This is a genomic window from Robiginitalea sp. (genome assembly GCF_982776155.1).
In genome coordinates this window covers 470,999-494,412 of sequence record NZ_CEXZKX010000002.1, presented here as the reverse complement: position 1 = coordinate 494,412, position 23,414 = coordinate 470,999, and the positions used below count along the sequence as shown (strand labels likewise).

The window sequence follows — 23,414 nt, the reverse complement described above, 5'->3', positions numbered from 1 at the left end:
AGGAAAATCTTGCCATGCCCATCACCAAAAATGCCTTGGTCCGATACCACACCTTGGATCGCTGTTTTCAAAATCCAGGGCGCAATTACGATGTGAAAGCCCTATTGCAAGCCTGCAATGGAGCTTTGAGAGAACTAGATCCAAATTCTGATGGGATAAGAAGAAGGCAGCTCTATGAGGATATAAAATTCATGGAGTCTGAACAGGGGTATGGGGTGGAACTGGTGAAGTCAAAAGAGGGTAGAAAAGTTTATTACAGGTATGCGGACACGAATTTTTCAATACGCAACCAACCTATTAATGAATTGGAGGCAGAGCAGTTGAAGTCTGCCATGCTCATCCTTCGACGTTTTAAGGGTTTGCGCCAATTTGAATGGATCCATGAATTGCTACCCAAGCTGGATCAGACGTTTAAGTTGGTGGATGCTCCTGATAATATCATTGCATTCGAGAGCAATCCATATACGGAAGGCATCGATTATATAGATCCAATTTTTAACGCTATTCTATATAAGAAGACGCTGGCGGTAAAGTATCAGTCCTTCAGGAGCGATCAATTTCGGGAATTCATATTCTCGCCTTATCATTTAAAGCAATTCAATAGCAGATGGTTTGTCTTTGGAAGGGATAAGGCCTATGAAACAATCACAAACCTTGCCCTCGATCGTATATTACAAATTGAAGATTCTTCTGAGCCATTCATAGAGAATAAGCACATCAATTTTGATGAATACTTCGACGATGTTATCGGAGTAACCGTTCCCAATGATCAGGAACCTATACTGATCGACCTACAAGTAGACAAGGACCTAGCGCCATATATTCGTACGAAACCACTGCACGGATCCCAGCGTCCGGAAAAAGTATTTGAAGACTATTCGATTTTTACTATTGAAGTGATTCCCAACTTTGAATTAGAGAAGCTTCTTCTCTCCTTTGGAGAACAATTAGAGGTTTTGGCTCCTAGTGATTTTAGAGATAAAATTAGGGCAAGAATCCAGAAGAACGTAGCTCAATATGGTTAGTGCAGATCCAGCACACACTTCTGCTAGAGATTTGCAGTGAACCGTAAACTGTAATGCTATGAAAACTTCTGAAACCCAAATTCAATGTCCGGAATGCGGAACCCAAATTGATGTAAACGACATCTTAAAACATCAATTGGAGGAACGTCTTCGCAAAGAATTTCAAACCAAATTCAGCGAGGAACGTAAAAGCCTTAAAGCTCAAGTAGCTGAACTGCAAGAAGAGCGTGAATCCTTTGACGAACAATTGAAAAAGGCTACAAAGGAAGCTGAAATAGCCATGAAAGCCAGATTGGAAAAGGAAATGGAAGCGGAGCAGGGTGAAAGGCTCAAGCTGCTTACGGAAGAACTGGAAGAGAAATCTGAAAAGTTAAAGCAGCTCAACAAAGCGCAGGCCGAGATTGAAAAGCTCAAGCGTGAAAAGGATGAAATGCGTTCTGAAATTGAACTAGAATCACAAAGGAAGCTCAATGAAGAGCTGAGTAAGGCTAAAATAACAGCCAAGCAAAAGGCTGATGAGGAAAATGAGTTAAAGCTTAAGGAACTTCAGATGCAGCTAGAGGCGCAAAAGAAGCTTACGGAAGAAATGAAGCGTAAGCAAGAACAGGGCTCCATGCAATTGCAGGGAGAAGTCCAGGAATTAGCGATGGAGGAATGGCTCCAGCAAACCTTTCCTTTGGACACTATCGATGAGGTAAAGAAAGGGGCCAATGGAGCCGATTGCCTCCAAATTGTGAATACCCGGGAACGTCAAAACTGTGGCACCATCTACTACGAGAGTAAGCGTACCAAACATTTCCAGCCGGCTTGGATTGAAAAGTTTAAAAAAGACATTCGCGATCAGAATGCCGACGTTGGTGTTTTGGTGACCGAAGTACTGCCTTCGGACATGGATCGTATGGGCATGCGTGAGGGCATATGGATCTGTACTTTTGAAGAATTCAAGGGCCTGAGTGCAGTCCTGAGACAATCCGTGATTCAGGTGAGTCTTGCGCTGGCCTCTCAGGAGAATAAAGGGGATAAAATGGCTATGCTTTATGATTTTCTAACCAGTACAGAATTCCGCCTCCAAGTGGAGGGTATAGTTGAGGGATTCACTCAAATGAAATCAGATCTCGACAGGGAGAAAAATGCCATGAACCGCATCTGGAAACAACGCGAAAAGCAGTTGGACAAAGTGATTGCCAACACAATTGGTATGCATGGATCTATTAAAGGAATTGCAGGCAATGGTATCCAACCGATACCTGCTTTGGAACTTCCTTCTGCGGAGGAGTAATTTCTAAATCAAATTAAAAAGGGTTTTATGATAAGTCGAACAAAATTATATTCAAAGGCTGAAGTGGACCGATTAACAGCAGGCGGAGATTCCTATGTGCGAACATCGGACAATGAGGTCAAAGGGCTTGCCCTTACGAGGGATAAGAACCCAGAAGCGCCGAAGATTATAGTTGTAGGTGTTGGGCCAAGGATTGAGAATAATGCAGAGCTTCTATCCCATACCAATCACCCAGTTCCTACATTTGTCAAATATGGACCGAACCAATGGCAGTATAAGGGTGATTACAGAGTGGTTCGCTATAGTAATTCTTTTCAGGATATAGAAGAACACAGAAAACATAGACCCGCGTCAGACGTTACCGGAATCCTTTTCATGGAAAAGGCGGAATAATGTAAGAACATCAAGTATAATCAATGAATAATTCAATCATTAACCATTTACTCGACCTTAGAATAAGCGTCTTGCAACTTGGCGAATTGAACAAATGGTGGCCCACCAGTTTTTTTAAGGACTCCTCATTAGAATTCTTTAAATACGTTTTTCCCAGATCATCTAATGCGAGAATTATTACGGCAATAGATATTGCAAAAGAAATCGTGGACAAAAATGTAGGAGTAAATTCTTATCACCTCTTTAGAATGCCTATTGAGATTGAAGAGCATATTCATCGCAAACTGATGACTTCAGAAACAATAAATCCAACAAAGGAAAATGTTCTCAAAAACTTGGACAATCTGTCCAATGGCCTTCCCACGGATGATAAGCCAGGACCTAAATATCTAGGCAATTCCGAAAACTTAGATCTGGACACAGTTCAGGCAATGGCTGCTGAATATTTAAATGCATTCAATAACGGCTATCAAGTACACCCCTATTTGAATTAATGGAGATCAATCAGAGAACATATAATTCTAATCTACTAAAAGGAACGGGTCTTGTTCAAGAGATGCTTGTTTTAATGCAAGAATATGAGCCGGGGGAATCCAAGGGTGATTTTGCAAAAAGAATCTATGAATATGGAATTTTATCAAAAAGTACGGAGGGGCGGGTTTTAGATTTAGTAAATAATATATTCTCCAGTCGGTTCTTAGGGGAACCTCTCGAGGTGCCTCTGATTATAGGGCAAATGCGAGATGAGTTCGTGAGTATGGATGTCATCATTCAACTCTTTTACATCTATACCTGTCGCGCTAATTTGATTTTATACGATTTTGTTACGGAAGTTTATTTCAAGAAAGTGGATCAGGGTTCCGTTGAAATACGATCTGCAGATCCTAAAAAATTCATTGAAGAGGCCCTTAAGACGGGTAGAATAGAAAAGGGATGGGCTCAATCTACTATCAAAAAGGTTTCGGAACACATTATTGCCACGTTAATCGATTTCAAGCTTATTGATCAAAAAAAGAATATACTTCCTTTCAGAATATTGGATCTGACGACAAATTATTTAGCACACGAACTCCATTTTAGAGGCTTTTCGGATAATGACATTTGGAATCATCCAGATTGGTCTCTATTCGGGTTACATAGAGACGAGGTCATTCCTATACTGGATAGATTGGCCTCTCAAGGCACGTTTTTGATGCAGTTCTCCGGTGAATTACTATCGATATCCTGGAAAAATCAGAACATGAATCAATTCATTGAAAATGAATGTAGATAATAAATATAGAGCGCTTTTGGATCATCTTACGCAGCCCAAAAGCTATGACCACAGTGGGGATAAGGTAATCTGTTACCTGACCTTTGAACCTAGTAAGATGCTCTATGTGAAAAGACAACTAAATCAGGTATGGGTTGAACTTGCTAAAAATAAAGGTCTAAATGTGGAGCTATTATCAATGCATGATGTTTTAAGTGATTTCTTTAAACAAGATGCCTATAGAATCGAGGCAGGTGAAGAAGCTGCTCAAGACGAGCGGGAAATGGTTGAAGTCTATGAAAGCTTAGGCAATAACTTAAAGAACCAAAGTATAATAGAAACTGCTATTCTGGAAGCACAAAAGAGTGTTGACCTAAATTCGGGGGCACTGTTTATTACGGATCTCGAAGTAATTCACCCCTTTACACGTTTTGGCCCCATTGAGCAGAAAATTTATAATGAAATACAAGTCCCAATAGTTGTTTTTTATCCTGGTGAAATTTCAGGAACGGCACTTAAATTTCTAGGATTTTATCCCTTGGATGGTAATTACAGATCTAAACACTTTTAATAAAAATGACCGCTATTAAGACATTATTCGGATCGGATAAAGACATATACAGAAGCATAGAGAAGGTTGTAACCTTTGGTAACTCCAGTGAGGAGCACTTGAAACATGAGATCTCAGAATATGTAGTTACAGAGCGTATCCGAGATAATTTTGAGAAGTTAGGAGATGCACTATATAATGGCATGTCCGACACCTCCACCGAAATAGGTATATGGGTTTCGGGCTTTTATGGTTCCGGTAAGAGTTCCTTTGCAAAGTACCTTGGTTTTGCATTGCAAAACGAGATCATTATTGATGGTCAATCTTTTTTACAGAGGCTATCTCATCGAATAAATTCAACTCCCATTGAGCAGCTTTTCAAATCCATTATTGAAAGGCATGAGCCTGCTGTGGTTTTATTAGACTGTGCTACAGAACAAATAAAGGGAGGAACCCTTCCGCCCATTTTAGAATTGCTTATTGCCAAAGTGCATCATTTGGCCGGGTATTCTACCGATAGCCAGTTGGCACATTTTGAAAGAATGCTTCAAACCGATGGGAACCTAGAGAATTTTGTCAAGCAGGTTTCAGAAGAGTTTAATGCCGATTGGAATCATATTAAGGTTAACGATCTGCTTAGAGCAAAAGGAATTGCCAGCAAGATGGCTGCCCAATTATATCCCAATATATGGTCAGATCCTAGAGATTTCAAGAGTACACGGATCGATGATTTGCGTTCCGATAAACAGAAGGTTCAAGAATTATTGGAGACCATACGAAATATTACAGGAAAAGAAAATGTGGTCTTCATCGTGGACGAAGTTGGTCAATATGTTTCTGCAAAAAATGAATTAATTCTCTCTTTGCAAGGAACCCTTGAAAATCTAAAAGATATCGGACAGGGAAAAGCTTGGTTTTTAGCTACAGCCCAACAGACTTTGACGGAAGACAATCCGAATGCACGTTTAAATTCAGATAAGCTATATAAGCTGAACGCCCGGTTTCCAATCAAAGTGGATATTGAAGCTTCAGATATTAAGGAGATCTGCACACAACGGCTTTTAGGAAAATCCACGGATGCTGCCAAAAGACTCAAAGGACTTTACACCAATTATGGGGAAAAACTGAAGCATTTTACAAAGCTGGAGAACTGCGAACGTACTATGTACGTCAAAACCCCTCTGGATGAAAAGATCTTTGTGGATTTATATCCTTTTCTTCCACATCATTTTGAAATTATTATTACCCTTCTAGGTAGGTTGGCGAAAATTACTGGAGGGGTAGGATTGCGATCCGCAATCAAAGTGATTCAAGACATCTTAACAGATGATTTGCCCTCGGAAGAGAAGCCTTTGGTTGAGTTTTCATTGGGAAAACTAGCATCGGTTTATCACATCTATGATGTATTAAAAGCAGATATCCGCAAATCCTATAGCCATGTGGTTGCTGCAGTAGATAAGGTAGTGAACTTTTATGGTGAGGACAGTGAACATGCAAAAGTTGCCAAGTCGATTGGGTTATTACAGCTACTGGATGATCTTTTTGTTTCTCCTGAAAATGTAGCCGTATTGATGCATGCAGCAGTGGATGCCGAATCTGGAAAAGAGAAAATTCATAAACTGATTGATGAGATAAAATCAATGCCCGGCAATACCCTTCAAGAAATCGATGGGCAATTACGTTTCATGACGGATGCCATTAGTAAACTTGAAGATGAGAAAGCCCGAATCAATCCTCAGGGGATAGAGAAGAGACGTGTATATGAAAATATTATTAAAGATATTTTTTCTCCACTTCCAAGTGCAAGGCTCTTAAATACAAAGGCGATTAAATGTGGTGTTAATTTAAATCTCGAAATGCGCACATTTAAGCTAGAGGGAGGGAATGAGGAAGTCCAATTAGAAACCGCTTTTGTATTAGAGAATGAATACGCTCCAACTTTAGAAGAACTTCGCCGAAACAGTACAGAGAGATCGAATGGTTCCAGGATATACCTTCTTGGAAAACTGGATAAAAGTATTGAAGATGAAATCATTGAGATTGTAAAATGTGAGGAGATTTCTAACAGGCGTGTTGAGGATAAGGAAATAAACGATTATCTCAATAGTCAAAAGCAACAAGCCCAAACGTTGCGCTCCAGGGTCTTAAAGGAAATTCGTAACGCCTTTGAGAAAGGAGAAATTATTTTTCGGGGATCAGCCACCCCCCTGAGAAGCCTTGGATCTAAATTAAGAGAGGGTGTTCAATCTAAGTTAAAAAGTGTAGCTGAAGAAGTATTCGACAAATATCAGCAAGCACCATTGAACATCTCTAGTTCAGACGTAGAAAAGCTATTAAACTTTCCGGACTTAAGAACGCTACCTCCTGGTTTAAATCATTTTGACATAGTAAAAAGTGACGGAAGGATAGATCTTTCAAACCAAGCTATAGTTTCCATCCAAGAATTCATTGATCGCGAAGGCCATGTGGAAGGCAGAAAACTCTTAGAGTATTTTGATGCAGCCCCTTACGGATGGAGTAAAGATACTACCAGGTATCTGGTAGCTCTTATGTTCATTGCCTCGGACATTAAACTTCGTATCGCTGGTGAAGACATAAAAGTTAAAGGCCCGAAAGCTATTGATGGACTTAAAAATGTCAATGGCTTCAATAAGATCGGGGTTTCCAGATATGATGGTGAAGACCGTCCGTCGCATGAAATGTTGGCCAATTCTGTGAGACGATTGGCAGAATTAACAGGCGAAACGGTCGCGCCTCTTCAGGACAAAATTGCAGAAGTCGTAAGGAGGCATTTCCCATCGTTCCAAACAAAGTATTCCGCACTGAGAACGGAGCTTGAAATTCTTGAACTGCCTGGCCTAGAAAGGACTGAAAATGTCCGAGATGGTATCACCGAGGTATTACAAGGAGAAGCTTCGGATGCAGCATTCAGACTCGGCAAAGAACAGTCGGATCTATACGATGACTTACTTTGGATGAAGGATGTTTATATCGCTTTTGAAGAAGGTGCTAAAAAGAATTTTAAGCGTGCGCTGGATTTACGAAAAGCCATATCGGATTTACCCGATTCTGGAATTCCCAAAGAATTGAAGGACGAAGCACAGAAAGAATTCGATCGAATAGAAGAAGTGACCTCGGATGAGAACTTTGTACAACGACTCCCTGAGCTTAAGGATGCGACGGCCAATTTGGAAACATTAATCTCAGACTTTTGCCATAAAATACTTGTAGCAGAAAACAACAACATTCAAAGCGAAATTGAATCCATTAAAGATTCTTCGAAATGGGTTGAATTAACACCGGATCAAAAAGAAGAGCTACATAAAACCCTTAGTTCCCTGATTATTCAAGATAAACAAGGAATGGAAGGAATTAAGGAAATTTTCAAGGCAAGCTATGGCGTGAATTCCAAAATCCGTGAGGTTAATGATCAAATAGAAGAATACTTAGCTAAGAATAAAAAACCTGGAGGACCGAAAAAACGCAGGGTTAAGTTAGACCTTCCAAAACAAGTCTCTCATGCCAATGAATTAGATAGGGTTATTCAAAACCTTGAAAAAATAAAATCTGAACTCAACGGAAATGAGACCATAGAATTAGACTGGTAACATGGCATTTACTCAAGAAGCGATAAGTACGATTAAATCATTAGTCCAAGAAGCCAAAAAGCTTCTGATGACTGAATTTGATAGTCAATTACAGCAATATTATGGGATTCGTCCGGACGGTAGTTGCACGTTTGTGGAAGAACTGACGTCAACCAGTGGGTCAGTTATACAAACTGCACAATTGCTTCGAGAGCGTATCGATTATCTTAAGGAAAGTATCCCAGGAAATAATAAAGACGAAGAAGCTGTAGCCCAATTGAAGCGGGAACAAGCCTTCACCATTCTAAACCGTTTTGCTGCTCTTAGATTGGCTGAAGAACGAGGTATCGTTCGTGAATCGGTTCGCAAGGGATATCAATCCGAAGGATTTCAGGTATTTGATCAACTTACCGGGGGTGCTCAAAGTGCAGATCAATTTTCACGCTACACGAGCTATTTGAATGCTGTTTTCGATGAATTGGCCTTGGATCTGCCTTCTGTCTTTGATCGATTTTCTCCCTATGCCTTGCTCTTTCCATCCGAAAAGGCCCTGAATGAACTCCTGGACATCCTAAATGAGGAATCGTTATCGCATTTCAGGGAACCAGGGCGTCAACCGATCAATCTTTGGAAAGAAGATGAAACCATCGGCTGGATTTATCAATACTACAACAGCCGGGAAGAAATTAGTGCTATGCGCGAGGCCTCTGGTGCTCCCCGAAACAGCAGAGAGCTCGCAGTACGAAATCAATTCTTCACCCCCCGGTATGTGGTACAGTTTCTTGTAGATAATAGTTTGGGACGCCAGTGGTACGAGATGAACCAGGGGAATACCGAATTAGCTCATCAATGTACATACCTGGTTAAGCATGAACAGGAAATATTCCTGGGCAAAGGTGAAGATCTTCCGAGCACAAGAATAGAAGGGGCTCATTATGTTGAACATAGGCCCTTAAAAGATCCCCGGGAGATATTAATGTTGGATCCCGCCTGTGGATCCATGCATTTTGGATTGTACTGCTTTGACCTATTTGAAAATATTTACACAGAAGCCTGGGATAAGCATATAGAATTAATGCCCGATCTGCGAGACAGGTACTCACGGCAAGAGTTTATCCGGCAGATACCAGAAATGATCATTCGGCACAACATCCATGGGGTAGACATTGATCCCAGGGCCATTCAAATCGCTGGGTTAAGTCTATGGCTGCGCGCTCAAAAGAGTTATGCAAATCTTGGATTAGAGCCAAAGGATAGGCCATCTATCAGCAAGAGTAATTTGGTAGTAGCCGAGCCCATGCCAGGGGATATCAACTTACTCAGTGAGTTTACTCAAAGTCTTCCTGGTCCTATTGGAAAACTGGTTCGGGTTATCTGGGAAAAAATGAAATTGGCAGGAGAAACGGGACTTCTTCTAAAAATTGAACAAGAGCTTAAAAAGGAAATAGAGATAGCAAAAAAGGAATGGGAAGAATATAAAGACACCTCCACCCAAACAAGGTTATTCGATTCGCCGGAAGATAGCAAAGAATCAAAAATGGCCGCTGTTTATGGGAAGGGTCAAAAACTCTCTAAGGACTTTTTTGATAGGGCAGAAGAGCAGGTGCTTAAGGCGTTAAAGTCTTTTGCTGTAAATGCAGAAGGGGAGCATGCATTTCAGAAACTACTGTTTGCAGAAGATACAGCAAGGGGATTTTCTTTTATTGAGTTATGCAGAAAGAAGTATGATGTCATAGTGATGAATCCTCCCTTCGGAAGCCCAACTTTAAACTCTAAAGACCATTTAAAAAAAGACTACAGTAATTCTTGGCAAGATATTTTTACGGCATTTGTTACTAGAATGTCTGAATTAAAAATGTTTAAAGGTCATATTGGCTGTATTTCTAATAGAACCGCATTCTTTATAACAACTTTTAAAAAATGGCGAACCGAACTATTTCAAAAAAATGATTTAAGGTTTTTTATAGACTTGGGTTCAGGTGTTCTAGATGCCATGGTTGAAACAGCTGCATATATTATATCAAAGAAAGATTACAATAAGACTGGGTTTATTAACCTAATTGAAAGCAATAGTAAGAGTAGTGGATTACTTTCCTCTTTACAAGACAATAAAATTAAATGGATTAAATTAGACGTCTTCAAAAAATTACCAAACTTCTCAATATCCCATTGGATTACTCGATTACAAATCGAATACTTTTCTGATCTCAAACCCTTAAAAACTTTTGAAAACACCTCTGTAGTTAGTGGCCTAACGACGGGTGATGATTTTCGGTTTTTACGGTTGTGGTGGGAAACACCTAGCAAATACTTTGTAAATATTGCCAAAGGAGGCCCCTATGCCACATATATCGGAAATTTTAAATTAAAGGTTAACTGGAGGGATGGAGGGAAGGAGATAAAAGCGACAAGGAATTCCTATGTAAGAAACGAAGACTACTATTTCAAGCCAGGTATTACTTGGAGCAGGAGAACATCTAGCGAGTTTTCAGCAAGATTACTCCCTAAAAACTTCATTTTCGCGGATAAGGGCCCTGCAATCTTCACTGACAAAATATTTAGAATTTTAAGCCTGGCTCAATCGAAATCATTTAAATCTTTAATTAATATACAATTAGCTGCAGGAGACCAAGCCGCGAGATCTTATGAAGTTGGTATAATTAAGAATACACCAATACCAGATCAACTTCCTAATTCTGATTTGACTGTATCAGAAATTATTTCAATTGTTGTTGAATTATTAACATTCGATGAAACCAGTATTTTCTTTTCTAATGAACTACCAGATTATAAACATTTGGAGGTTTTTTTAAATCAAAAATTTAAACGGTTAGATTATCTGGATGAATTAATTCAAAAAAAAGTTGACTATTCTTACGGTCAGGAGAGAAATGATTATTCCTGTAATTGGGGCTCACATGTTTCTCACTTAAATGAGGAGTTTGAAGCAATAAACAACCGTCTTTCTCTTTGTTTTGGATACTTGTTTGAACGGAACAAACTACTGAGGTCAGGAAAAAAAATAGTTCAGGAGTTGCTAAGTGAATTTGTAGTTGACGAACCCTGTCTGGATGCAGAAAAGGATTATATCGCTATTTATTCAAAAAATTCTAATGAATTTGAAAAAAGTATTTATAAAGTAATTTCAGAAAAGAAACATTTAATTCAAGATCTTGAATCACTTAGTAAAAGAAAGGTAGAGTTTAACATCATAGATTATTTTAAAAATCCTAACAGATTTTTCGATTTCCACCTAAGAAAATATACAGACTCCGGAAGGAAAGCTCCAATTTATCTTCCTTTATCCTCTGAATCTGGTAACCTAGTAATCTGGTGCTATTATCCCAAGCTAAACGAAAGAACCATATTTAAAATCTTAAATGACTCGGTAGATCCCATTATTGATGACTTAAGGAAAGAAATTATTTCTGAAGAAAAATTGGGCTCTTCAAGTACTTCTTATGATAACCGAAATCTTTTAGGGGAAATTGAAGATTTTAAATACTCTTTATTAAGAGTAGCAGATTTGCCATATCGACCAAATCTAGACGATGGTGTACTAATTACCGCAGCTCCTCTCTATAATTTGTTCCAACATAGTAAATGGAAAAAAGCGACGGAAATCTGTTGGAAGAAATTAGAGAAAGGAGAATACGACTGGTCCCATTTGGCTTATAGTATTTGGCCCGAACGAGTTCGCGAGAAATGCAAGAAGGATTTGAGTATGGCTATTGCTCATGGCCTGGAAGATATTTGTGAGATAAAGCCTAGACAACCAAAAACTCGCACTAAAAAAGGCATTAAAGAGGAATCTCAAAAGAAACTCATGTAATCGCAAGTTTGAGGTAAAATAGAAGGACTGTGAATCTAAAAAACACACTAACTACTCATAATTATAATGACTGAAAATAATTCCCTAAAATGATTCAGGAATTCATACAAAATCATTTTTTACAAAAACTAGGTCATGAGAATAGTTTGACTGTCTATGATCCGGATTTATTGTACCACGATTTGGTGATTGGGATGCAAAATGAGAATCTTAAAGTTTTTGACATTTCAAAGAACACGGTAACAGAACGCGAACGGGCTTTTGATTATTGGGTAAACGAAATGCCCTTAAGCCTGGACAAAAAGATGCTGATCTACATTCCCTTTCGAAAGAAGCTGGATGAGGATCAAAAAGCGAGGGATCCCTTCTCCATATTTATGAGTGCGGGTGCTGTTTTTCCAGATGAAGCCTCGGACAGTTACAAACAGTTATGTCTTCAGGCAATTCCCGAAAAGGCAGCCAAAATTGAAGAATTATTCTTGCACTCAAGCACACCCTCTTTTAGCAAAATTGATGCTTTAAAGGGGGGGAATACGTATCCGTCTATTAAAGCTGGATTGGATGCTACTTCCGCTGTTGAAATATTACTAGCCTTTTTGAATCCAAATGAGAACCAACTTGTATTCTTAAAATCAGACAACTCTTGGAAGAATGAGTTCAAAGAGTTTATGGCAGATGTCATTGGAGTGACCCCTACTAAAAAATCCATAGATACCCTACGAAAAGAACTCTGGAGGATCGTGCTGTTTTCTGAGTTCTTATATGACTTACCTGTGGACTTGCCGTCCAAGTTGGCAGATGTGTCAAAGGCTAAGGAAGAAGCCAAAACTGTCATCTATCAGGTTTGTGATCATTTACGTAAGAATAAAGACTGTGAAGAATTATATGTCAAACATGCTGGCGAAGTAAGTGATGAATTGTCCCTGGCTGATTTGTTCAGGGATGAGAATGATTTAGGAAGCATAAACACTTTCGCCTTTGAGGATTCTACATTTTTCAATCAGTTTAAGGACGAATTGTTAAAAGGCAATTTGGCTGCTGCCACGTCCCTGGCAAAGACTTCCAGTAAAGGTATTTGGAGTGAATTTAACGATGAGAGAAGAGCTGCCTGGCAAATAGGTTTAAAAACTTGTGAATTGGTAGCAGCCATTGAAAATCAGAAGAATGATTTAAAGGGCTTAAAAAACACAAATTCAATTATTCATTGGTACTCGGAAAAGGGCTTTACCATTGATGCACTACACCGGGAGCTGCAAAAGGAAATACAAAAGCAAATAGAATTATCTGACGCCCTTGAAGAGGTTGTAAACTATGGTAGAAAGGCCTACCATGGCTTTATGGAGGGTGTTCAGAAAAGTCTTCAAAACAGTATTGAAAAGGATAAAGGTATACAAACGGACATTTTAAAGAATAGTACTCTTTTCGATACCAAGGTTAAGCCGTTAGTTAATGAAGGGAAGAAAACGGTGTACATCTTGGCGGATGCCCTACGATTTGAGTTAGGCGACTATCTAAAAAGGCGACTTTCCAGGGCGGATTTTGACTGCACACTTATTCCTTCTTTGGCCTTTATGCCAACTGTCACAAAATATGCCATGGCAGCTTTAATGCCTGAAGCCAGTAGAAATCTGGAGTTAAACACCCTCAAGGATGATTTACAGGCCTATTTGAATGGTAAATTGGCAAAGTCTCGGGCCGATAGAATTAAATATACCCAAGAGGTTTTAGGAGATAAATGTGCGTGGCATTGGGAAGATGATATTCTAAGAAATTCTTTCGAGAAAAAAGATATTCTATTTGTAACTACTACTGAAGTTGATCAGGCGGGCGAGAACACTCCGCAGCATGCCCAGCATCTCATCGAGCTGGCCATTCAAAAAATATTAAAAGTGACTACCAAGCTAAAGAAGGCTGGCTATGAAGAGTTTATCGTGGCGGCGGACCATGGATTCGTACTATATGATGAGTACTTGGCCGGCAATAACGTCTCCAAGCCAACAGGCGAATGGGTCTTACAAAAAACAAGATGCTTGGCAGGTAAAGGAGAAACGTCTGACAACCATCTTGTGTTTACTCCTGAACAATTGGGTGTCAAGAGCGATGTGGAGCAGTTTATGTTCTTGAAGAACTATGCGGTGTATGAAAGGGGTAAAATATTCTTTCATGAAGGTCTGTCCCTACAAGAGATTATCACGCCTTGCTTAAGTTTTAGACCCATAAAAAAGAAGGAGAAGGAAGAGATTGTTGTTAACCTATCCTACAAAGGAAAAACAAAAGGATTTGTAACCACAAGACGACCGTCTATTGAAGTGGCTTGCTTCGGAGATTCTTTCTTCGCAGAGGCTATCGATGTGCAAATTGAGGCTATTGCTAATGAACTGCATATTGGTAATCCAGCACCCTCAGAAGAAGTAAATACTACGACTGGGTTTGTTGAGGTATCACCCGGACAATCTTTAAAAATCACCTTAGCACTTGAGGATGATTTTGAAGGGGCCTTTACGGTGTATGCGAAGTCACCTTCTACAGGTATTATTTATTCTCAAATTGAATTGGAAACAGAATATCTCTAGTTATGGATGTATTAGATAGAAAGCTCAATGACATTTTCCCAGGAAAGGTAGTACGGAAAGATCTGGTGCATCAAATAAAGAAAGCAGCGAATGTCCCTTCTTTTGTGTTGGAATTTTTGTTGTCAAAATATTGTGCCACCGATGATCCTGATGAAATCGAAGCAGGAAAAAAAGCGGTTTTAGAAGTAGTTGAGAAGAACTATGTCCGACCTGATGAGGCCAACAAGGCACAGTCCATTGTACAGCAGAAAGGGAGGCATAAGTTCATAGACAAGATTCACGTAAAGTATGTTGAGAAAGAAAAACGCCATTGGGCCGCAATGGAGAATTTTAATTCCAACAGAATCGCAATTAATGAGAAGTTTTATAAGGAGAACGACAAGCTATTAGAAGGTGGTATTTGGGCCGAAGTCACTGTAGCACACAATGATGTTGAAGATGATAATTACGCCTTCTACATCGAAGATATGCGTCCTATTCAATTATCTCGGTTTAATGAGAATCAATATTTCGAGGGTAGGGAGCAATTTAGCCGCGATGAATGGATTGATATTGTCTTAAGAAGTGTAGGGCTAAACCCCGAGATTCTCGATAATCCACCTGAAGAAATCAAGAAATACTTTCCTTCGGGATTAAGGCTAAAACTTCATTTTTTGGCCCGCCTAGTACCCCTGGTTCAAAGCAATTTCAATTTTATTGAGTTGGGGCCTAGAGGCACGGGTAAATCCTATTTCTATTCCGAGTTTTCACCCTATTCTACCCTGCTTTCTGGAGGGCAGGCCAGTACAGCCACCCTGCTTTATAACAACGCCCGAAAGAAAGTAGGTGCAGTTGGATTTTGGGATAATATTGCTTTTGATGAAGTAGGCAACATGAAGATCCGTGATTCTGACACCATCCAGATCATGAAGGATTATATGGCCAATGGAAGGTTTTCTCGAGGAAAAGAAGTCAATGCCAATGCCAGCTTCTCATTTGTTGGGAACATTGATCATTCTATTGAGCAATTAGTCAACTCCTATGAGCACGATCTGTTTATCACGCTTCCCAAGGCCTTTGACTTAGCCATTCAAGACCGTTTCTTCTTCTTTTTGCCAGGCTGGGAAATCCCCAAGATGGACAATAAATTCTTTGCCACAAATTATGGTCTAATAACGGATTATATGGCAGAGGCATTTCATTTCATGTTCAGGCATAACAAAGACTATTTTGATGTTGTCAACAGAAGGTTAAAACTTGGTAATACAGTACAAGGCAGAGATGAAATAGCTATTAAAAAAACAGTTTCTGGCCTACTCAAAATCATACACCCATCGGGAGAACCGTTGGAGGAAGAATTTAAGGACATCGTTGAGTATGCAATTGAGGGAAGAAGGAGAGTTAAAGAGCAAATGAATAAACGAAAACCGGATGACGAATTTGCGTCTATTGACCTTTCTTATTTTGCTCCTGATGGTTCCGAACACATCGTATACTGCTTAGAAAGTAAGAACTCAAACGCTACTCAAAACCCAAGAAAGGAAGAAGAACTATCTCAGGACATACCGGAAAAGGTGGAGGTCCAAGAGGATATCAAACCTGAAATCAAAAAGGAGCTCAAGGAGAAACATGTGAGAATTCACTATGGGGATATTGGCTATGGTTATGAATCGGTTTTTGGGCCCTATTTAGAAGGCGCGCAAATCATTCAGATAGAAGACCCTTTTATTCGTCAAAGGCATCAGGTTGTAAATTTCTTGAAATTCTGTGAGTTGGCTGTAAAGATTGGAGATGTCAAAGAAATCTACTTAAAAACGAATTCAGATGATGCGCAGCAGCAGTACGAGAACGAAGAACTTTTTAATCAGATCGAAGCCAGTTTGCATGAGAAAGGCGTTAAGCTAAGCGTTAAGTTCTCAGATAATCTGCATGACCGCCAAATCTTACTTTCTAATGGTTGGAGGATTATTTTGGGAAGGGGTCTGGATTATTTCCAATCCCTTGCGGGGAACTATTTCCAGCTAGGAACAAACGAACAGGAATTGCGTCCCTGCTTGGAAACGAACATAGATTTTTTAAGGATTAAAGAGTAGTCTTTTCTTGAATTTATGGTAAAAGAGTTCCGTTTCATTAAATAGAAATTTAGAATAAATGGCCAAAAAGGTCCTATATGTAGATATGGATAATGTCCTGGTAGACTTCCCTTCCGGCATCGCTCAATTGGATCCAGAAACACATCAAAAGTATCATGACAATTATGATGAGGTTCCAGGGATTTTCAGCCTCATGCTGTAGATACCCCAATTGTTAGGACAGCTTTCTATCAAATTTAGATAAATATTCATGCTGCTTTTTTAAATACTTCAGCAGGTATTTCATAGTCGATAGACTGTTGTCTTCTCTTGTGATTGTAATACTGGAAGTACTCTGCTAAAAGTAGGTATAGATCCATACCATCCTTGTGAGGATTCAGACAGATTTTCTCATACTTTACATTTCTCCAAAATCTCTCGATAAAAGCATTATCGGTCGCTCTTCCTTTTCCGTCCATACTTAAGCGTATGCCCTGGCTTAAGACGTGATTAGCAAACTCCTCAGCAGTAAACTGACTTCCCTGGTCTGTATTTAGGATCTCTGGTCTTCCATGTTGTTCAATAGCCTCTTCCAAGGCCTGCTTACACCACTGAGCATCCATGGAGTTCGATAGGCTCCAGTTCAGCACATACCTGCTGTGCAGATCAATGATGGCTACCAGATACATATACCCTTTTTTGAGGGGGATATAGGTGATGTCCGTAGCCCAGACCTGGTTGGGTCGATCAATAGTCAGATTCCTCAGCAAATAGGGATAGGTCTTATGCTCCTTACATCTTCGAGAGGTGTGTTTGCCCGGAAGAATGGCTCTAAGGCCCATAACGTGGTAGTAGGGCCGATCAATACGGTTTTTACTCACCTTGTAGCCTTTGTCCTTGTTTAGTCAAATGTGCATGCGTCTGGCCCCTTTAAATGGGTGATGCAGATAATGCTCGTCCATCTCCCGCATCAGCTTCAGATTCAGCTCGCTCTCGCCCCTGGGCTTATAATAAAGCCCTGAACGATGTACAGAAAGCGCCTTGCATTGTTTGGCAATACTAAGTTTAGAATGACCCCTCAAGTATCATTTTTCGGCGTTCAACCAGTGGTTTTAGCGCAAGGCGTCCTTTAAAAAATCATTCTCCACTTTAAGTTCCCCAATGGCCTTTAGTAGCCGGTCTTTTTCTTTATCCGCTTCGCTGCGTTTGTCTTTCTTTCCGGATTCAAAGACTTGCTCCGCACCATCTAGAAAATCCCGCTTCCAAGCGCTTATTTGTGTAGGATGGATCTGATACTTCTGGGCTAATTCGGCAAGACTATGCCGCTCTTTTAAGGCCTCCAAAACCACTTTGGTCTTGAACTTTGAGGTGTACTTTCTTCGTTTCATATGCAGTAAATTTATTAATTAAACTTACTGCCCTAATTTTTGGGGAATCTACAATATGATCGAATTTCAAAATTTAATGTGTAACCAAAAAATCGCAGCCTAGTTTAACTGAAAGTCCAGTAATTTGTTCCAATTCCAGGTTGAAGTTATTATAAGTAGTACTGTAAAGGTTGAAACAAGATTCTTGTGTTTCACTTAAAGATTGAGGTAGGCATAAAACGTGTCTAACTTCGATTTATTCACATACTCATTATTAACGCTTAAAACCCAATTTCTTTCTCTATCATCAACATTTTCGTTGATTAACTCTATATCTCTAATACTATAATTTTCAAGTAAATGTTTCAAATTTCTTTTGATTTCACCATAAGATTTAATCAGTTCGTTTTTCACCAATACCGTAACATTTTCACCAAATCGTGATTTACAATAATTTTCCATTTCAAGTTTCATATTTTGAAATTCAGGCGATTGAATGACTTCACTTTCTTCGTTTACCAGTAGGACAAAGACAATTGAATTGAACGTAATTGGTTTTTCTGCATTTTTAATTATCCATTCATATACCTTAAAGAGACTATATTCATAGGAGTCACTCATTAAAAAACCAACCAGTGCTTTTTTGTTACTTTTAATTAGCTTGGAAAGTGGTTTAGTTTTAAGCTTTAAATCTTTAAGCCAATCTTTCGCCTTACTATTGTTATTAACATAAAAGGTGATTTCAGAAGGTTTATTAGTTAGGGCTAGTGAAAAATTGGGTTTTCGAAACTCGCAATTGTTCGGAAATAAATGTTTAAGCCCAGCTAAATCTGTTACATCTAATCCAATATTAAGTATGTTGTTATCGCTGAAGGTGTTTTTAAAAAGTTCCTTTTCCTCAGTTTGGCTTATAAAATTTGGCTCTACTAACTTGCCACCATTTTGAAGTTGCAGATACTCAGAAATAGCCTGTTTCTCACTTGGCATTTTTGAATCAATTGCTGAAAATTCCCATCCCAAATCAGGCAATAATAAGCCTAACAAATTATGTTCAAGGGCTAATAGTTGTTCTCTAAATGCTGGAATTATATAGAGAAAATCTAAAGAATCTTTAAATATGGACTGGAAGAAAATTGCCCAAAATAGTAATGAATTGTTTTTTTTCAGTTTCAATTTTTCCAATTCCGATATGAGAACTTTGTAATAGTTGATACCAATATCAGTTTCCTCATAAAATGAAGCAGCCATATAATATCCAATGATAAATTCAAAGTCTTTATCAAATAAATTAGGTATGTTGAGAATTGCCCTTGATATGGCGGTGATGTCATTTTTGTCTCTGAAGCATAAGAACCACTCTTTAGCCTCTACAATATCATCCTCTTTTATTTCTTCATTCTTTGCAAACTCCCTAAAAAGAAAGCTACCTAACCAATTAAATCGTAAGACTGACTCTGCATAAAACTTACCATCATTACGTTCTTTAATGGGATAGGTGTCTTTAAGAGTTAAAGACTTAAGGAAATCCAATTTCCATTTATCAAGATTCGAAAGTTTATTTAATTGCTTGAAGACCTCTGTAGAAAATTCGTTGGATACTATATTATTTAGTGCGAGTGAATAACATTGAACCACACCTCTTCGAATTTTTTTAAATATCTCAATCTTCTGGTCATAGTTAACGTCGCCGGGAAATTTAATCTCGGCTTCCACATTTGAATTACTCTCTCTTATTAACCGGTCTTTCGTTTCAATTAATCCTTTTGGAACCCTAAAATGATTTAAAAATAGATTTTCTTCCTTATCTGGAATCTCATATTTTAAAACAGAATTCCCCGTAATCAACAAATGACTATTGAAGTCTACTATTGTGTTTTCCAACACATAAACGGCAATACTCCAAACATTTTGGGCCTTTCCAATCTTAAACCTAGACTTTGGAATTATTAGCAGCTTATTAAATACTAAACCTTCTGCTTCTGATAAGGAAATATATATTTTTTGTTCCATGTTCTATCATTAAAACCAATCGTCATTCGAAGATTCTGGCACATCATTTCGAAACAAATCAACATTGGCGATTTCAGGAATTGTATCAGGAGTTTTAATTATATACAAATTGGCATTTGTTCTGGTAATACTTACATAAAGCACATCCTTTAATCTATTCTCATTTCTAAGCTTATATACCATACTACTACTTTTGTTAAATCCATACAAAATCACATGTTCAAACTCCAATCCTTTGGAACTATAGCTAGTAATTAATAAAGGAGTGTTAGTTGTAAAATCGTGATTTCTCATATCCCTATTTTTCACATAGTAGTTGTACTCGATTTTTTGGTTGGATAAATAAGATGCCAAATCTCCCAACAATTCTCTATCTGGACAGATAATCCCTATACGTTGTCTAATATTTTTAAGAGAAATAAGTATATCCTTAATCGTTTGGAATTCATTTGATTGTGAAGTTTCAATAATTTGAGGCCGTGCTTGGGATAATTTAGTGACCTTAGCTTCTAGATCATCGTTGGTTCGAGAGAATAATGCTGCTAGCTTGGCAATATTCTTATGAAACCTAAAAATCTTCGTCAATCGTTCCATAAGACCCTGGCCAACAATTTCATTTTTAGTTAATCTAGTTTCGTAAATACCTTGATTAAAATCTCCTAGAGAAGTGATTCGCCTAGAAAGACGCTTTATTAACACCCATTCCATAGGATTTAAATCTTGGACTTCATCAACTACCGTGACATCATAGGTTTTATTAAGATTGCATTGCAATAGATTCCTTAAGAGGAAATTATACTTTTCTTCATACCCTCCACTATTATCTGGACGGATATCATTATTGTAAGCCAAATCCCAGAAAAATTTATCCTTAGTAGCTATAGTGATATTATCTGCAATTTCCAACTCTTGCATTGCCGTACTTAAATATCCATAGAGACTATGATTATACATTAATAGAAGGGGTCTGACTGTGCCTTCTTCAACCATATCACGCAAGACATAGAGACTTATTAGGGTCTTTCCTGACCCTGGTGGTCCTTCAATGAATAGGTTTTGATGCTCACGAGAAATGCGCCGAACAATTCCCTTTTGTTCTTCAGATAACCGATTGTATGGGATTAGGAACATAAGTCCACATTTTAAAATGGCAGGTTCTTCGTGTCAAGATATTTGCCCTCATCGTCTTTTCTTCTTTTAGTTTCTGGGTCGACATAGGCATATGGTTCACCTACTTGGCTAAATATTTTTTTCAATAAAGAGCGCTTATCAAATTCTGAAAATCCTGCTGGATCATTTTTATAATCTTCAATGATATTCTTTAGTTCAGAAGAGTCATTTCTCACTTCATATTTCAACAGTGCCATTTTGCATCTTACTGTTTGATCTTCTTGTATTTCAGGGGTTTGCTTCTCCAAATACTCTAGAGCTGATTTAACACTGCTTTTTTCTAATAAGACTGCATAATTGTGTCTCCAAGCGGGTTCATCGGGATTAATCTCTATTGCGCGCTCCAAAGCCTTCTTGGCTGCACCAAGTCTTCCTAAACGACTATTAAGTATATACATCATGTTCCAAACCCAGCTATCCTCGTCATCGAAACGTTTTATATATGTTTCTGCATTCTCAAGGGCTCCTAAATAGTTTTTGGCTTCATAATGTTTGTCGATTAATCTTCTCAACAGACTCTTTTCCTTGGAGGTATTCTTGGCTTGCTTGGCCTTATTCAAGTCTGCTTGTACTTTGTACGCTTCTAATTGTTCCTCCGTCAATTTGCCTATAGCATAGGGGTTATCAAATTCCGCATCTCCAACAACCTGATCTTCAATTAGCACTTGAACCTTAAAAACTTTGTCCGTAGTTATTTCAGCTTCAATTTTTATTGTGGTGTCCATGTCATAAAACTGATTCAACGGACAACGTATTTCTCCAATTAAGAAATCGGACCCGTTAATGCAGATTGGTACAACTACTTCAGAAATCAAATTAGATTGCAATTTAAAATCAGGTATTGCAACTTTTTGGGGGAGACACTGTCCTCGTTCAATAATAGGGTAGAATCGATTATTTTTAAGGCGGACCCCCAAATTTTCACTAGTAATGGGACTGATTAATGATAGACCTAATTGATTTATAAAAAAGGAGTAAACAGCGGCACCTTCTGCTACCAACTTATCGGGTTCCGGGGAAATCAATAATGCTGAGTTAACTAATTTTTCTTGAATTAAAGAACCTAAAAATGGATTAAATGAACTACCTCCGACAAGAAGAACATAATCTATTGAATCTAGTGTTTCGTCTGCTTTATCAACAATTTCTGTAATCGATGTGCTGATTGTAGTTACGGTTTTATCTAGGTATTTGAACTTATAGCTTTTGCCTCTAAAAAATTTGACGAATAATTCTTTAAAAGTGTCAGCTTCAAGTGTTATGACTCCCAGTTCGTAATTCTGTTGTTTGAATTTGATGATGTTGTCATGCCGTGTGGTCTTAATATCTGAAAGTTTCAAGGTTTGAACATCACTATTTCCAACTTTTAAGCTAATGGTATTGCAAAGTTTAATTTTAAGATCCTCGGCAATAACATTCAATTGTGGAATGATGCTATTTTTTATGTCACTAATATCAATACTGTCGAAATTTGGAATGCTGGTTTTAATCTTTGGAATGAGAAATTCTTCTGTGATCAGTAAATCAATATCCTGGCCGCCCAAATCGTTATATCTTGAAATGGCTTTATTACTTATGGTGATACCCGTATCTCTTCTAAAATCAACATTGAGCAAGGATAGGTCTAGGGTACCACCACCAAAATCCACTACTAGAACATTTTTATTTTTTACATCTTTTGCCCATCTTTCTTTTTCAGTATCTAAAAGACGATTAAAGTATCCCAGGAAAGCGGCATTAGGCTCATCAATAAGCATAGTGTCATTGGCACTAATTTTTGCCATTTTGGCGGCTTTTAAGATATCTTTTCTTTGATTGGCTTGAAAGGACGCTGGAACTGTAATGATGGTATTATCAAGCTCGTAGTCGCCTCCCTGGGTATATATCTTACGCATATAATTCATTATACTACCAGCTATCTTAAATGGCATATCCAATTTTTCACTTACAGCATTTGGATATAATGGATGATGGTCCACACCCATCTCAACTTTCCAATGGAAAAACATGTTCTTTTTATACTCAAAGTCTGGATGCCCTTTTAAATGATAAAGGTTATTACCAACATAAGGTTTGCCATTATATAGTGCTACTATTGAAGCTATTTTCTCATCTTCTATGGTTTGGTCGTATTCGAAAGGGCTGTACTGAGGAAAGCGCACGAACTGAACAGGAATTTGATTTGTTTTGTTTAACTCCACATTCCCGGCATCTACTGTTGCCATGAGGGTGTAAGTAGTTCCCAAATCAATCCCAATATTGATAGGGTTTTTGACCACTTTATTTCTTTCGGCTATGGGGTAAATAATAATATCACTCATATTT

General features: G+C 38.4%; 13 protein-coding genes and 1 pseudogene. 9 read left to right on the top strand and 5 right to left on the bottom strand.

The window, feature by feature from the left end; genetic code table 11:
• The first annotated feature begins 14 nt into the window (after window positions 1–14).
• The 9 genes from AC3DKS_RS05785 (at window position 15) to brxL (ending at window position 16,563) form a co-directional block, all read left to right on the top strand.
• A complete protein-coding gene (locus AC3DKS_RS05785) occupies window positions 15–1,025 on the top strand; it encodes a helix-turn-helix transcriptional regulator (RefSeq protein WP_474731155.1) in 1,011 nt (336 codons plus the stop codon).
• Between the two features lie 58 nt (window positions 1,026–1,083).
• Window positions 1,084–2,304, top strand: a complete 1,221-nt coding sequence (locus AC3DKS_RS05780) for a DUF2130 domain-containing protein (RefSeq protein ID WP_474731152.1) — start codon at window positions 1,084–1,086, stop codon at window positions 2,302–2,304.
• Window positions 2,305–2,720: 416 nt separating this feature from the next.
• Window positions 2,721–3,191 carry a BrxE family protein gene (locus tag AC3DKS_RS05775; RefSeq protein ID WP_474731147.1) on the top strand — a complete coding sequence of 157 codons (471 nt, stop codon included), beginning with the start codon at window positions 2,721–2,723 and terminating at the stop codon, window positions 3,189–3,191.
• The gene (locus tag AC3DKS_RS05770; protein WP_474731145.1) at window positions 3,191–3,970 is read left to right on the top strand and encodes a BrxA family protein; all 780 of its coding nucleotides are present in this window, start codon (window positions 3,191–3,193) and stop codon (window positions 3,968–3,970) included. The genes AC3DKS_RS05775 and AC3DKS_RS05770 overlap by 1 nt, the downstream gene beginning before the upstream one ends.
• Window positions 3,957–4,520: a BREX protein BrxB domain-containing protein gene (locus AC3DKS_RS05765; RefSeq protein WP_474731143.1), complete on the top strand. Its 564-nt coding sequence runs from the start codon at window positions 3,957–3,959 to the stop codon at window positions 4,518–4,520. The genes AC3DKS_RS05770 and AC3DKS_RS05765 overlap by 14 nt, the downstream gene beginning before the upstream one ends.
• 5 nt (window positions 4,521–4,525) lie before the next feature.
• Window positions 4,526–8,107 (top strand): BREX system P-loop protein BrxC, encoded by a 3,582-nt coding sequence (gene brxC, locus AC3DKS_RS05760; RefSeq protein ID WP_474731141.1) that lies wholly within the window; start codon window positions 4,526–4,528, stop codon window positions 8,105–8,107.
• A gap of 1 nt (window position 8,108) precedes the next feature.
• Window positions 8,109–11,918: a BREX-1 system adenine-specific DNA-methyltransferase PglX gene (gene pglX / locus AC3DKS_RS05755; RefSeq protein ID WP_474731139.1), complete on the top strand. Its 3,810-nt coding sequence runs from the start codon at window positions 8,109–8,111 to the stop codon at window positions 11,916–11,918.
• 89 nt (window positions 11,919–12,007) lie between these two features.
• Window positions 12,008–14,491: a PglZ domain-containing protein gene (locus tag AC3DKS_RS05750; protein ID WP_474731136.1), complete on the top strand. Its 2,484-nt coding sequence runs from the start codon at window positions 12,008–12,010 to the stop codon at window positions 14,489–14,491.
• A gap of 2 nt (window positions 14,492–14,493) precedes the next feature.
• Complete coding sequence (brxL, locus tag AC3DKS_RS05745; RefSeq protein WP_474731133.1) at window positions 14,494–16,563, top strand: BREX system Lon protease-like protein BrxL; 2,070 nt, start codon at window positions 14,494–14,496, stop codon at window positions 16,561–16,563.
• Between the two features lie 248 nt (window positions 16,564–16,811).
• Here brxL and AC3DKS_RS05740 read toward each other — a convergent pair.
• From AC3DKS_RS05740 to AC3DKS_RS05720, 5 genes and pseudogenes are all read right to left on the bottom strand, one after another.
• Window positions 16,812–17,429, bottom strand: a pseudogene (locus AC3DKS_RS05740) (IS3 family transposase); the annotation flags it as partial.
• Between the two features lie 225 nt (window positions 17,430–17,654).
• Window positions 17,655–17,930 (bottom strand): transposase, encoded by a 276-nt coding sequence (locus AC3DKS_RS05735; RefSeq protein ID WP_474731131.1) that lies wholly within the window; start codon window positions 17,928–17,930, stop codon window positions 17,655–17,657.
• Window positions 17,931–18,125: 195 nt separating this feature from the next.
• Window positions 18,126–19,919: a hypothetical protein gene (locus AC3DKS_RS05730; protein ID WP_474731129.1), complete on the bottom strand. Its 1,794-nt coding sequence runs from the start codon at window positions 19,917–19,919 to the stop codon at window positions 18,126–18,128.
• A gap of 9 nt (window positions 19,920–19,928) precedes the next feature.
• Window positions 19,929–21,050: a UvrD-helicase domain-containing protein gene (locus tag AC3DKS_RS05725; protein WP_474731126.1), complete on the bottom strand. Its 1,122-nt coding sequence runs from the start codon at window positions 21,048–21,050 to the stop codon at window positions 19,929–19,931.
• A gap of 11 nt (window positions 21,051–21,061) precedes the next feature.
• A complete protein-coding gene (locus tag AC3DKS_RS05720; RefSeq protein WP_474731124.1) occupies window positions 21,062–23,410 on the bottom strand; it encodes an Hsp70 family protein in 2,349 nt (782 codons plus the stop codon).
• Window positions 23,411–23,414 lie beyond the last annotated feature (4 nt).